Source organism: Bacillota bacterium (assembly GCA_012837335.1).
In the GTDB taxonomy this organism is placed as follows: Bacteria; Bacillota; Limnochordia; order Darwinibacteriales; family DTU012; genus DTU012.
Map to the genome: position 1 here is coordinate 1 of DURM01000008.1, position 13,643 is coordinate 13,643.

The 13,643-nt window shown below is 47.5% G+C and carries 12 protein-coding genes; 2 read left to right on the forward strand and 10 right to left on the reverse strand.

What is annotated here, in order from left to right:
* Nucleotides 1-105: 105 nt before the first annotated feature.
* The 7 genes from GX019_00815 to xylB form a co-directional block, all read right to left on the reverse strand.
* Nucleotides 106-900, reverse strand: coding sequence for a hypothetical protein (locus tag GX019_00815; GenBank protein HHT35700.1), 795 nt, complete (start codon nt 898-900; stop codon nt 106-108).
* A gap of 11 nt (nt 901-911) precedes the next feature.
* Complete coding sequence (locus tag GX019_00820) at nt 912-2,042, reverse strand: caspase family protein (GenBank protein HHT35701.1); 1,131 nt, start codon at nt 2,040-2,042, stop codon at nt 912-914.
* Between the two features lie 150 nt (nt 2,043-2,192).
* Nucleotides 2,193-3,332, reverse strand: coding sequence for an iron-containing alcohol dehydrogenase (locus tag GX019_00825; protein HHT35702.1), 1,140 nt, complete (start codon nt 3,330-3,332; stop codon nt 2,193-2,195).
* Entirely contained in the window at nt 3,316-4,035 is a 720-nt protein-coding gene (locus GX019_00830; GenBank protein ID HHT35703.1) for a cell wall-active antibiotics response protein, read from the reverse strand. The genes GX019_00825 and GX019_00830 overlap by 17 nt, the downstream gene beginning before the upstream one ends.
* A 122-nt stretch (nt 4,036-4,157) precedes the next feature.
* Entirely contained in the window at nt 4,158-4,589 is a 432-nt protein-coding gene (locus GX019_00835) for a hypothetical protein (GenBank protein ID HHT35704.1), read from the reverse strand.
* Between the two features lie 196 nt (nt 4,590-4,785).
* A complete protein-coding gene (locus tag GX019_00840; protein HHT35705.1) occupies nt 4,786-6,336 on the reverse strand; it encodes a SpoIID/LytB domain-containing protein in 1,551 nt (516 codons plus the stop codon).
* Nucleotides 6,311-7,837, reverse strand: coding sequence for a xylulokinase (xylB, locus tag GX019_00845; protein HHT35706.1), 1,527 nt, complete (start codon nt 7,835-7,837; stop codon nt 6,311-6,313). Before xylB ends, GX019_00840 begins: the two co-directional genes overlap by 26 nt.
* Before the next feature lie 120 nt (nt 7,838-7,957).
* On the opposite strand from xylB, the gene GX019_00850 reads away from it, so the two are divergent.
* Nucleotides 7,958-8,818 (forward strand): hypothetical protein, encoded by an 861-nt coding sequence (locus tag GX019_00850; protein ID HHT35707.1) that lies wholly within the window; start codon nt 7,958-7,960, stop codon nt 8,816-8,818.
* A gap of 69 nt (nt 8,819-8,887) precedes the next feature.
* On the opposite strand, the gene pepF is transcribed toward GX019_00850, so the two are convergent.
* Nucleotides 8,888-10,696, reverse strand: coding sequence for an oligoendopeptidase F (pepF, locus tag GX019_00855; protein HHT35708.1), 1,809 nt, complete (start codon nt 10,694-10,696; stop codon nt 8,888-8,890).
* A gap of 120 nt (nt 10,697-10,816) precedes the next feature.
* Between pepF and GX019_00860 the strand changes: the two genes are divergently transcribed.
* On the forward strand, nt 10,817-12,760 hold the full coding sequence (locus GX019_00860) for a pilus assembly protein PilM (GenBank protein HHT35709.1): 1,944 nt from the start codon (nt 10,817-10,819) through the stop codon (nt 12,758-12,760).
* Nucleotides 12,761-12,787: 27 nt separating this feature from the next.
* On the opposite strand, the gene GX019_00865 is transcribed toward GX019_00860, so the two are convergent.
* Both GX019_00865 and GX019_00870 read right to left on the reverse strand, forming a co-directional pair.
* Complete coding sequence (locus tag GX019_00865; GenBank protein HHT35710.1) at nt 12,788-13,036, reverse strand: hypothetical protein; 249 nt, start codon at nt 13,034-13,036, stop codon at nt 12,788-12,790.
* Between the two features lie 73 nt (nt 13,037-13,109).
* Nucleotides 13,110-13,643 (reverse strand): hypothetical protein, encoded by a 534-nt coding sequence (locus GX019_00870; protein ID HHT35711.1) that lies wholly within the window; start codon nt 13,641-13,643, stop codon nt 13,110-13,112.

Genomic DNA, 13,643 nt, shown 5'->3' on the forward strand with positions numbered 1-13,643 from the left:
AAGCGTCTCTTGCCCATTCAGATACCTCCCTCGTACCCTACTACATGACTATCCTTCATTCACAACTTATGTTACTGGTGAACAAATTGCTTCAGGAATAAGTTACTATCTTACAACCCAATCTCCGGGGAGGTCAGTTGAATCGGAGGTGCGGGTATACGTTCCGGTATTGTCAAGAACGCGGTAATCGCGGCTGTAAACGATTAATGCCGGACCAACAATCACCTCATCGCGCCAAACTCCGTCTGGGCGATGCCGGATGCTGAAGTTAAGCAGATCTACATCACGGACGTAAGGTGTCCGCATTGTTAGGATCAGCTTTGGCGGCTGATATTCAATCACATTAGAGTGGTAGTAAGCGATTCCCGGCTCATAATTCACGGTAATTCTGCCATAGAGGCGTTCGTTTAAGAGAGTGAAATCATCATCAACCATAATTCGGCCGATTTTGTTAGAACCACGAATGCTGTCGAGCTCAACTTCAATCGCAATCGAAGTGTTCGCGGGCACTAGGTAATCCTTGACATTAAAGAGCTCACTATCCTGGATTTTAATTGCCCGGCCATAGTAGCCCCGGTAAATAGTAATCTCCTCAATGGGGAACCTAGCTCCTTTGAAATCGCGGACATCGAAAGATTCGATTAGAATAGATTTGCCAGGAACAAGCACTTCCCGCTTAGCCAGTGAGCTGCGCCGCTGAACATCATATACCTCCAGGCGATACGTGTCGCGGTTACTGTACTCATTCACCACAGCTACATAGATAATATCGCCATTTCTCCAGGCAACTGCCATGGGAGTGGTGTTATAATTCTGCAGATCACGACTGTCCAGAGCTGCAGCGGGAAATGCGGTCACAAGCAGTAAAAGCAGTACCAAAGGCACTAATCTCAGTTTCATCATTTTCCCTCCTACCAGTAATAAGAGTTGCGGATGTAAATCACAGTATGCTTCGGACCTTCAAACTGGGGGTTCTGCGGGAACTGCCTCATCGCATTCTCAGCGTAGTTAAACAAGGTCCAAGCAGTTATTTTATCGTCTCCAATAGACTTGATACCGTCAATCAGCATGGTGGTAAATAAACTTCCCTTATCTTGGCTGACATTAGTTCTTTCGCCATCGGAAGCTGCCCCGAGCACTGTATAGCCTGTGCCCTGCAGAGCCATCGGCATTATTGCTCCTAGGCTTTGGCTGCGGATTTTACCATCGAAGAAGGTCTTCGCATAAGCCACATCAAGGATCACCGTAACATTCTTATTGGGGAACTTGCTCAGCCAATCTCTCAGTTCACCGTCGGTAATCATGGAATTTCTAATCTGCTCAGCTGTTCCGTAGTCTTGACCATCATAGGGAACGATGTGGTCGAGAGGACGAGCTTCTCCTCCGGCGTAAATCTCCCGATCAGCATATCCCGAGAAATAAAAGACTAGCGAATCACCGGGTTTGGCTGAACGGGCTGCATTTTCGATGGCCCGTTTAATATTACTCTTGGTAGCCTGCCTGTTAGTCAAAATATCAGCATAACCTTTCATCCTGTTGCCGTCTACGAGCACTGTCTTGATGTTTTTCGCATCTTTTTCCGAAACCTTGAGATTCTCAGCTTTCATCTTCGGATACTCATCAATGCCTACAATCACATAGTGCACCGTTGGCTCAGAAGTTACTCTAACTGTATCCCGCCAAACATAAACTGGAATCTCAACTCGGATGCCAGAATAATACGGATGTTGGATTATCAGCAGCTTTTTGCCGGTAGTTAACTGGGGAATATAGATTCTGCCGCTGCTGTCGGCTTTGGTCTGCACTATTAAACCGCTGTCGTAATAATCCCTAACTTCCACGATAGCATCAGGCAAGCGCCGATATCCCCGTGGTGTTTCATTAGAAGGCATTACAATAATGTCCTCAGGACGCGCTGTTGATTCGTATACCCAGCCTTCAATGATCCCATAGCGAACTTCAACAGAGAAAATAAACTGGCAGCCTGTTAAAAGCACAGCTGCTGTTAATATACCTATCATCACAATTGAACTTTTTTTCATTGGATCACCCACTTTCTTCTATAGTTATGTTTCGCTGGAGAGAGATATTTATTGACCGCTCAACACCCTCTCTACTCTTAATATCCAGTGACCTTGGAAAAAGTTTATGTTTCTGGAAAAAATTTATAAAAAGAGGATGAGAAATCTTTCTCATCCCAAACTGTTGTTTAATATGTCAATGCACACCTGAGAATTTACTTCTCCAAGGGAGTGTGTGGCATTCTTGGTTCTGCTTGCTGCTATGCCATACTCGTTGATCTGCTCCGGAGTCAGGCGCAGATCTGTAGGCAGCAGTGTCTGCATCAATTCTGCAAACTCACCAATATCCCTTAAGTTTAAAAGCTGCAGGATTCTCTCTACTCGTGACTTGGCGTACTGCAGGTTATAGCGGAGATATTCAGCCATCAGCAAGCCATTGGCTTTACCGTGGGGTATCCCATGGAAATACGTAAGAGGATATCCCAAGGCGTGGACTACCGTTGTACCGGTATGGGCAATCGCCATGCCGCCAAGAGCCGATGCTGTCAGCAGGCTTTCCCGCATTCCAGTAGAGAAAGCAGCCGACTTCAAATCTGGCAGGGCTCGCCCCCATAAACGCAAGCCAGTTTTCACCAGCATGTCACTGCTGCCGGAAGCCCTCCGCGATAAATATGCCTCGATTAGATGAGACAGGGCATCAACCGCTGTGTTGCGGGTGATATCAAGTTCCAAAGACTCAGTATAGCGGTGATCTAAGAAAGCAATCTTTGGAAAGATGCTCCGATCACCAAATCCAGCTTTGGTCTGTTTGTCCGGAAGTGTCAGCACCGAATACTGGGTTACCTCGCTGCCTGTGCCGGCTGTTGTGGGAACAGCAATGATCGGCAGTGGCTGATTAGGGTAATCGCCGCTGTAAAGATGCTCTGGTGTAAAGCTGTTGACCGCTAATACTGCAATAGCCTTCGCAGCATCCAAAGCTGATCCCCCGCCGATTCCAACGATGAAGTCCGGTTTAAACTTGCGGGCAGCTTTAGCTCCTTGAACAACGTTAACGGTGGATGGATTGTTTTCCACATCATCAAAAACCTGATAAGCAATCCCATACTTGTCCAGAACCGCTGTTACGTCCCCGAAGGCACCGCTGGCCTTTGCTGAGTGTTTTCCGGTAACCAAGAGCGCTTTACTGCCGAACTTCTTAAATCTATCTCCACAGCGCGCAACCACTTCCTGACCCTGAATAATCTCCGTAGGCATATAAAAGCTGAAATTTAGCACTCGATCAACTCCCTCTGATTCACTCACTGCGTACATTTACACTGCTAAACCACGAACGGGTTACCAGCAGCAGGCGCGGATTGGCTTCATTTGCAGCTGGGCTTTGAAGAGTTTCTCCACCTAATATTTTGCGGTTTCGCTCACCAAATAATCTCGTCGATGAAAAACGCGTTTTAACTTCAGCTAACACTCCTACATCTTCTGGGACTATGATTTCAACTTTGCCAAAAAGTGAAAGTACGTCTAAGCGCACCGCCCGATGCGTAATCGATTCCTCGCTCATCACAAAAGTCAGCTTGCCGAACACCGCGATCAGCGATGTATCCAGCAGTTCTTCTTTGGGGCATACAACAGTCTTGGGCAAGAGGTAAGCTTTGTATACAGTCTCCCCTCGCTCAAAAAGGCTGATAATGACGGCAATCAAAAAGATAAAAATAATCACCGGCCAAAAAACTACAATGCCCATGATCATTAAATAATAAATGGACTCTTGGCCCTTGGTAAACAGCTCAATTAGGTTTAACGCCAGCATGAATCCGGAAAAGACCATCAGCACAAATCCCGAGATCTTCATGCTTCTCTCTTCCTGCCTGAGCAGCTTGAACCCATACCACATTGGAATTACAAACCAGAGTCGCGATATGACATAAATCAGGCCAAAGTCAATAACACCTAATACGTTCAAAATCCAAATAGCTGCGAGTATTGCTGTGATAGATCCAATCAGGATTTTGCGCATAACTTCTCCCCCATATTTTTCATGCATTTAAACTTCAATACAATAATGGGAAAATCCTGCCTTGGTTTTATATAATAAAAAGCCCAATCCTTTGGAGAGGATCAGGCTCAGCAGTACTATATTTAGGCATGAGCTTCCTTGAAACTTGGTTCGGCTTCGCTGACCACCGCCACATCATAGGTCGGTCCATCCTTAATAATCTCAACCGCAATTACGGATCCTTCCACTTCAATCTCTGTGGGCTTCTGCTTGCGGCTAACTTGATACAGTGTGGAGCGGATTGTCGACTCATTGACATCCTGGCGGTGCTTAAAGAACTCCTTAACCACGGCCTTAGCAGTAATTGGCTCGTTCTCAGCTTTCACCAATCTGTAAACTATTTCCACTACTGACTTGGTCAGTGAAGTTCCGTTGCGGCCGCTCGTGTATGGTTCTCTAAGAAACGAATCAAGTTTGCGCAGATGCTGCTCTTTTTTCGCTAATTCATCTTTAAGATGGTTAATCTCCGAGATTAACAGTTCCCGGGCCTGCCTTAAAGAATCTTCATATCCCACAGTTTTCACTCCTTCTCAAATATTGGCCTCAAACTCAACGCTCCAGTACTTATTATTGTCCAATATTTGTGCAATTATAACTGCCCTCAATAAGTCCGTAAACGTTTCCGGAATAAATGAGTCTCTAATTATAAAATATCATATTATGCATTATAAGTCAAAATAAATTTACAACTTCGCTATATTTATTTACTTTTCACCTATTCTCAACTTCAAAAACCAGACTGTGCCAATCTGATACGGTGTAAATATCGATGAGGGTAATATCCTGATAAAATGCCTGTAAAATATCCTCATAGCTGTAACCAGCTTCAGCCATCCCTCTTGCTCCCCATTGGCTCATACCGACACCGTGACCGATGCCGCCGCCGTAAACTATTACCTCCGCAATTTCATTATTATTCCGGTTAATCTCAAACGCGATATTAGCGCTGGGCAGCAGAGAGTAATTCAATATTTGATCATGCATTCTGTGAATAACAATGTCCTCTGAGCCAGTATAGCGATTAGTCGGACACAATAAACTGCGGATATTCAATTCTTTGCTCACCCGGAAAGTGCCATTAGTGCTGACGATGTCAACTGACAGGGCATTGCCCCCACTGCCGCGGGCACTGACTTTGATATCCAAAAGCTCTCCGATTCCATCCTCCGGTATAGGAGCTGATACAAACTCTCCGCTGCTGTTTTGCGTAAGCACAAATTCAGGCTGAGCCCGATAGCGATCAGCAAGATTGGCATTGATGATTTGTTCCAGCTGCTTACGGGTGAACTTAACCTGCCAGCGAAACCACGGAGACTGCTTTTCATAGCTATCAATAGTTTTATCCCGCAAAAATGCGAAAGCCTGCTCTTCGTCGCTCCAATCTACTACGAGATCCGAAGTCAAAACAGAACGGGAGAGCAGATAGGAAATCGGGGTTCCGGGAAAACTTGAGCGGGTGCTTCCTCCCCATACCTCATGGGCTGCAGCGGTAAAACCACTGGAAGTGGAATGGAAATAGGAACGCACCAAAAGACCGCTGCTGTCAAGCATGACTATGCCGGAAGTCTGATCAACAGCTTCCTTTGCCCTACTGTCCTCCTGCCGATTGTTATAGACCTGGGCAAACACGCTGTCATCAACATGGTAACTGCGCCCCGCTGATCTCGCCTCAATAATCGCCCTGACAACATAGGTGCGGGAAGCGACAGCCTGAGCTTTCAGCGCCTCTAAAGGCGATGAAACCGGCATTTCGCTGGGCACCACCCCATAGAGATAGTCTTCAACAGTTACCGTATTGATGATCTGCAGTTTGTGGGACTCGGTTAAGGTGATTTCTAGAAAGCCCCGATAAGAGGGACTAAAACCCCAAGCATCTCCCCGCTTAATACTTTCCAATGTTAAGCGGCAGTTATGCTCAGGGTAGACCCAGACCGGGGATCCCATTAATAACTGTTCGTGATCATCCGCCACTAAAATACCTTCAGCGGTAGGGACAATTGTAACCGGACCGGAACTGACAAAGTTGTGCTCGAAACCGATCAGGATTATCGGGCCGCCATCACTGCTGACCACAGCCTGGTCGTGATCTAATTCGGTGAATCCATCAGTTTTAATCGCAACCCGAAACTCTGCGTTGCGGGCGCTGACTGCGCCGCAGGTAAAAATAAGCAAAACTAAAACTAACCAATACTTCAAGCGATACACCAAATCCCAGACACCCACCTTGATCAGCTGCCTAAAAGAGCTTTGCCATTTGATCATACATTGGTTTTAACGCCGGATAGAGACTCTTGTAAACCTGGTAAACATCTAAATAAATACCATGCCATTCTTCATTAGGATCGATAGTGCTGGTCACCTTTAAGATTGCTTCGGAAGCCTCTTTAGGATCACTGAACGCGCCAACACCTACTCCAGCCAGAAGCGCAGCGCCTACACCAGGACCTTCATCCACATTGAGTGTCTGCATCTGCAGCCCCAGAATACTTGCTAAAATCTCTAACCACAGGCGGGACTTAGCACCGCCCCCGATGCATCTCATGGAGTCTCCGGTCCAGCCTGCCTGCTGCAGCAGACAGAGCGAATCGCGAAAAGCAAAGCCAACTCCCTCTAAAATTGCCCGGACCAGATCGCGCCGCCCATGAGAAGCGCTCAAACCAAAGAAACCACCCCGGGCATTGCCATCGCCGTGAGGAGTGCGCTCTCCGGTTAGATAGGGCAGGAAGATCAGGCCTTTACTTCCCGGTGGACTGAGTTCTGCTTCGGTGCTGAGCAGTGTGTAGGGATCTGTGCCGAGACTGCCCGCAACTGCAGTTTCCATCTGCCCAAAATGATTTCTAAACCACCCGAATGATAAACCGGCAGAAAGAATTACACCCATCATATAAAAGCGATCTTTAACCGCGTGGTTAAACATATGAATTGTACCGCCATTAGGGAGCTTGGGCACATCCAAATGGGCAAGCATCACACCGCTTGTCCCTAAACTGATCATAGCACGCCCGGCTGCCACTATCCCGGCTCCAACAGCACCGCACGCGTTATCAGCGCCGCCGCCGACTACCGGAGTGCCAGGAGCTAATCCGGTTATATCTGCGGCCTCTGGTGTGATTGTACCCGCAATCTCACTCGATCCTACCAGCTCCGGCAGGATCTCCATGGGAAGACCGAGTTTGTTCATAATCACATCCGACCACCGCTGCTCCTTAACATTCAGCAGCAGGGTACCGGCAGCATCGCTCAGTTCCATTTTTAACTCACCGGTCAGGCGGAAGCGGATGTAGTCCTTAACCAGCACCAACCAGCGCACTTTTTCGAAATTCTCCGGCTCATTTTCCTTCAGCCACAGAACCTTAGGCGCAGTAAACCCTTCCAGCGCCGGATTGCAGGCCTCTTTGAGCAGCTGCTCTTTCCCAACTATGGTTTCAATATCATAGCACTGTTTTGTGGTGCGGCTGTCATTCCATAAAATTGCCGGTCGGATCACATTCCCTTCACTGTCAAGAAATACAGAACTGTGCATCTGACCGGATAGACCGATACCTTTGACTTCGGTTGAATCAACATCATATTTATCGAGTACTTTTCTTAACGCAGTAACTGTTCCCTGCCACAGTTCTTCTGGCTCCTGCTCTGTCCATCCGGGTCGAGGCGAATACAGGGGATATTCCTGTGATGCAGAACCAACAATCTCGCCATCGACGGTAATCAGCAGTGCTTTAACCTGCGATGTGCCAATATCTAAACCTATTAAATAACCCATGCCCGTCTCTCCTTACTTGCTTTATTCACTCTCTCCGCTGTTCACGGAAGTTGCTGAACTAGTCTTAGCTTGTTGTTTATGTTATAATGACGATAATGTATTGCTTAAAGGAGTTTAAGAATGAATGAATGCTGTATAATAATCGATGGATTTGCTCTGGTATATCGCGCTTATTTCGGTCTGCCCAACTCAATTCGCAACATAGACGGCACAGCAATTAATGCCGTACTTGGTTTTTACAACACCCTTTCCTCGCTGATCAACCAAATGCAGCCAAAATACTTAGTGGCAGTATTTGATCACCATGAACCTACCTTCCGCCACAAGCTCTATCCCCAATACAAAGCCAACCGGCCGCCCATGCCTGAGGATCTCCAGGCTCAGTTGCCTTTAATCAAAGAGCTCTTGACGGCATGCAGCATCCCCATCATTAAGCTGCCTGGCTATGAGGCCGATGATGTAATCGGTACACTTACCCGCGCTCTGCCGGATGATACCGAAGCGTATGTTGTTACCGTTGATCGCGATACCCTGCAGCTGGTCAATGAGCGGGTTACCGTCTTAATCCCCAACAGCAGAGAAAATAAAATCTATACACCGGACACTGTTAAAGCTGAAACACAGGTAGCTCCAAAGCTGATACCTGACTTGAAGGCTTTAATGGGAGACTCCAGTGATAACATTCCGGGAATCAGCTTAGTTGGACCTAAAACAGCAGTAAAGTGGCTGAAGCGCTTTGGCAGTTTGGAAGCAATTCTTGCCGAAGCAGATCAACTGCCGGGTAAAGCCGGAGCCAACCTGCGGGCCAGCAAAGAGCTTGCACTGCTGTACAAGAACTTGACAACAATTAGGACAAATGCGCCCATCATGTGCTGCTGGAACCACTGCAGGTTGACTGCGGATTTTCGACCACTCCACGCGACTTTAGAGGAGATCGGCATCAGAGCCAAACTGCCTCAAACAGCCGATGTCGCGCGGTGATTTAACACATATATAATATTCTTGACAAAATTAAAAAACCCTGCGGAATTTTCCAACCCAAATCCCGATTTATTCAACCTCCGCTATCAACTGCTCCATCTGGTCAATTAGACCGCCGAATACCTCAATCGCTTTGACAATCGGTTCTGGAGTAGTCATATCCACCCCAGCTCGCTTTAAGAGATTGAGAGGATAATCCGATCCGCCGCTCTTGAGGAAGTTGAGATAGCGCTCAACAGCCGGTTCTCCCTCTTCTAAAATCTGCTGGGACAGCGCCACTGCTGCTGAAAATCCGGTTGCATACTTATATACATAAAACGGACGGTAGAAATGGGGAATCCGAGCCCACTCCAGGGCAATTTCCGGATCGCTGACAACATCTGGTCCGTAGTATTTCTGGTTGAGCTCATGATAGGTTTGACAGAGGCTTTCGGCAGTCATGGGATTGCCACTGCCAATCTGTCTGTGGACAATTTCTTCGAATTCGGCGAACATGGTCTGCCGGAAAACAGTCCCGCGGAACTGCTCTAAATAATGGTTGAGCAGATAGAGTTTCTGCTTCGGATCGGTTGTTTTCGCAAGCAAATCATGCATCAGCAGTGACTCGTTAACAGTCGATGCGACTTCAGCTACGAAAATTGTGTAATCTGAGTTTACATATTCCTGGTTCAGATCCGAGTAATAAGTGTGCATCGCGTGACCCATTTCGTGAGCAAGCGTGAACATATTGTCAACATTGTTTTCATAGTTCATCAGCACATAAGGATGCACGCCATAAACACCGGCAGAGTAAGCTCCGCTGGTTTTCCCTTGGTTTTCAAACCAGTCAATCCATCCTTCTGCGAAGCCCCGAGCCAGATCGGCAGAATACTGCTCCCCAAGTGGAGCTAAACCTTCCTTCACCATCTCAACAGCCTGCTCAGGGGTTATCTCCATATCGATATCCTGCACAAGAGGCACATAGATATCATACATATGCAGCTCATCTAAATCAAGCATGCGTTTCCGCAGCTTTGTGTAGCGGTAAAAAGTCGGCAAGCTGTCGTGAATAGTTTTAATTAGATTATGGTATACTTCCGGCTTAACATTATCGGCATTCAAAGCAGCTTCCAGAGATGAATCGTACTTCCGAGTCTTAGCAAAAAACAGTGCCTTTTTGACCGCAGAAGTATAGGTAGCTGCCAAAGTGTTCTTCCACTTGCCATAAGTAGAATACATGGCTTCAAAAGCGCTTTTGCGCACACTCCGATCCTTGCTTTCCATGAAACTGATGTATCGGCCGTGAGTCAGTTCCACCTCACTGCCGTCCTCATCTTTGATGGTGGGAAACTTCAAATCGGCATTGTTGAACATCCTAAAAATCTGGCTGGCCGCTTGAGCCATCTCGCCAGCGCTCGCTAAAATCTCTTCCTGCTCGGTGGGCAGTGTATGGGGTTTGGTTCTGAGGATATTGTCCAGATAATGCTGGTATACTTTCAGCTCTTCATGCTCCTGGGCCCATTTGCGAACCGTTTCTTCGGGCAGGCTTAAGATCTCCGGCTCCACATAAGCCAGATTGCTGGCAATTACCGCGCTGATATTGATTACCCGATCGTAGAACTCCTGGTAGAGCGGATTGGTGTTGTCCTGATCCTTGCTCATCATGGCATAACCAGCCAGTTTATCAAACTTCATGCCCACTTCATCCTGGGCACGCAGACATGCCGCAAGATTCTCCGGCGAATCTAACTTACCGCGGAAATCCTGCAATCGGGGAATAAACTCCTTCAGCGCTTCAAAGTCTTCCCTCCAAGCATCGTCAGAAGGATAAATATCAGTCAGCTTCCACTTATGCTCGCTGGGAATTTCGCTGCGCTTCGGCACAGTTTTCGTACTCATACTTTCATCTCCTTGCAATCCTATTTTTGCCTATGTGGTACTATTATACCAAAAACTACAAAGGAAAGTCGGACTTTTTTGTGGAAGTAAAGTATCATCACTGCTTGAGGATGAGAGTACATGAGTGAAACTGTATTTGCCTTAGATATCGGCACAAGAAAAATTGCGGGTTTATTAATGGAGAAAGCTGAGGACCATTACCTAATTCAGCATGTGGTTATGAATGAGCAGCTGCCCAATGCGATGCAGGACGGGCAGATCCATGACATTCCTAAAGTAGCCCAGATTATCAAGGAAACGGCAGCTCAAACCGCAGCTTGCATAGCACAGCCAATCAAAACTGCAGCTGTAGCTGCCGCGGGGCGGTCCCTGAAAACCCAGCAGGGTCAGGCTACCATCAAGCTGGCTCCCAATCAGGTAATCACCAGCCATGACCTGAGCGAGCTGGAATTAAGCGCAGTCGCCGACGCCTTAGATAAAATGAACCAGTATCAGGTTCAGACCGCTGTTGATACCTATTTATGCGTGGGCTATTCCATTATTCAAAGCTACCTTGATGACCAGCCGATCCAAAATCTCTTGGGCCATCAGGGCTACTCAGCATCGGTTGAGGTAATTGCAACGTTTCTGCCGCGCATTGTAATCGATGCGCTGACAACAGCTCTGCGCACTGCTGGCTTGGAAATGCAGTCCTTAACCCTGGAACCGATTGCCGCTATGAACGCGGTGATTCCTCAATCAATGCGGCTGCTGAATCTAGCTTTGGTGGATGTGGGCGCAGGCACATGCGATATTGCTATTACCGCGGGCGGTACGGTTAAAGCTTTTGGCATGATCGCTCAAGCTGGCGATTTAATCACCAGAATAATCGCCGAAGCATACCTGCTGGATTTCATGGAAGCGGAGCAGGTTAAGCGCAAGCTCTGTCAGGAAACAGAGATTGCCTGCCTTGATGTGCTGGGCAATCAGTTAGAACTAAAAGTGGAAGATGTGCTCAGTCTGATCCAGCCGTCTGTGCAGCAGCTGGCTGAGGAGATCGCAGCTGAAATTCTTGCTTTAAATGATGGACCGCCTAAGGGTGTGATTTTAATCGGTGGCGGCAGCTTAACACCGGGACTGGAGCAGGAGCTGGCCAAACGCTTGGAGCTGGCACCTAATTTAGTGCGCATTCGGGACCGAGCCAGCCTCAGCCATGTACTTGGTGCCGAGGAGTATTTGGGACCACAGCTGATCACCCCGATCTGCATTGGCTGCAATCATTTAGATCGAGCGGCTATGGAAATGCAGAAAGTTACTATTAACGGTCAGCCGGTTCAGTTTCTGCGCCTGACCAATGCTACAGTCGGAGATGCGCTGCTGAACAGCGGTTACAGCATCGAAGATCTGCTCACATCCAGCCAAACAGCCCTGACAATCTCGGTTAATCAAAAGCCGTTCACCATCAGCTCCCGCAGCGCAGGTCGAACCCACGTGTACCGCAATGGGGAGCCCGCGTATCTGCATTCGAAAATAAAAGCCGGCGACAGAATTGAAATCAAAACCGATGAGGCAGTGGAAGCGTTTACACTCAAAGATGCGGCCGCTCAGTTAAAGCTTGCCAAGCGGTTAACCATCAACGGCAGACATCTTACCGTAATGCCGCAAATCAAGGTTAACAACCAGATTCAGCCGCTTACTTACACTCTGAATGATGGTGATTGTTTGACTTTTGAGCCGCTGGAAACAATCGCCGAGGCTTTAAAACAAGCTGGGATCGATGTTCAGCCGAACGCGATTGTGGTAAGCGTTAATAATCAGCCGGTAAGACTGCAGGGACCGGTGCGGGTGCTTGTTAACGGCAAACCCGGAACTTTGGACCAAGCCGTGGAAGATGGTGACCGGATTGAATACCAGGCTCAACCTAAAGCTCGGTTTATTCTCACTGATATTTTCCGGGTTTATCAGCCGGAGCAGCTTGACCAAGTAAAGCAGATTAAGTTTGTGCTGAACGGCAAACCAGCGGGATACACTGATCCCATCAACGATGGAGATCAAATTGAACTGCTCATAGATCATAAAAGCTGACAGGGAGGCATCTTGCCTCCCTGTCAGCTAACTGCCGAGATTTAAGGAAAACTGGTAAAGTACATCCCGTTCCTTTTGCTTTACCAATTGCATGTCCCGCAGCAGAGAGAGATCATTCCAGAGCGATTCTAGGTATCTGCAGCTTTTCGGCACCAGCAGATCTTTGTCGCTCATCCTAATTAAAATATCCAAGAGCTGCGGCGGCAGATTTTTCAGCAGAAATTGCTGTTCCTCTGTGGCCATTTCCCACAAATGCTCAGGAATCTCTGCCTTCAATATATCTATGCCTCCCGTGAATCTCTTCTCTTGGGTGCAATTATCTACTTCTACTTTTTTCCTATAATTCCTTTTACGGGTGTTGAAATACTACAACATATTCGTACTGCTGCTCTTCACCGGTAAAAACTTGATGGTAGCGGACTAACTCATTGCCGTACTGATCCTGCACAATAATCTCTTCATTGATCAGCTGGCTCCGCTTAAGCAGCAGATAATCATAGGGATGAGTTGGACCGAAGCCATAGCTAACTCCCTTGGATGGAGACCGGCGGGCAATGGTGATAACTGTACGCTCATCCTGCTTAACTATGCTGCTGATCTCCACTTCATATCCGGCATCTGGACGCTCTCCTAAATAAACTAGAATCGGGATAAATTCGCTGTCATCAAAATGGTGATATTTCCGAAAATCATAATCGAAAGATTCGAGGGTATTTACCCACTGCTCGCTGTCAAAACCGATGACAATCTGAGTGCGGGAATCATTGCTGTGCCACTGCCAATCTTCTGTATCGCGGTCGCTTTCATAGATCACGATCGTCAGAGATTGGGCATTGAGCAGAATCAGCAGTACAAGCGCTGTCAGCAAAACACTCCTTACCAT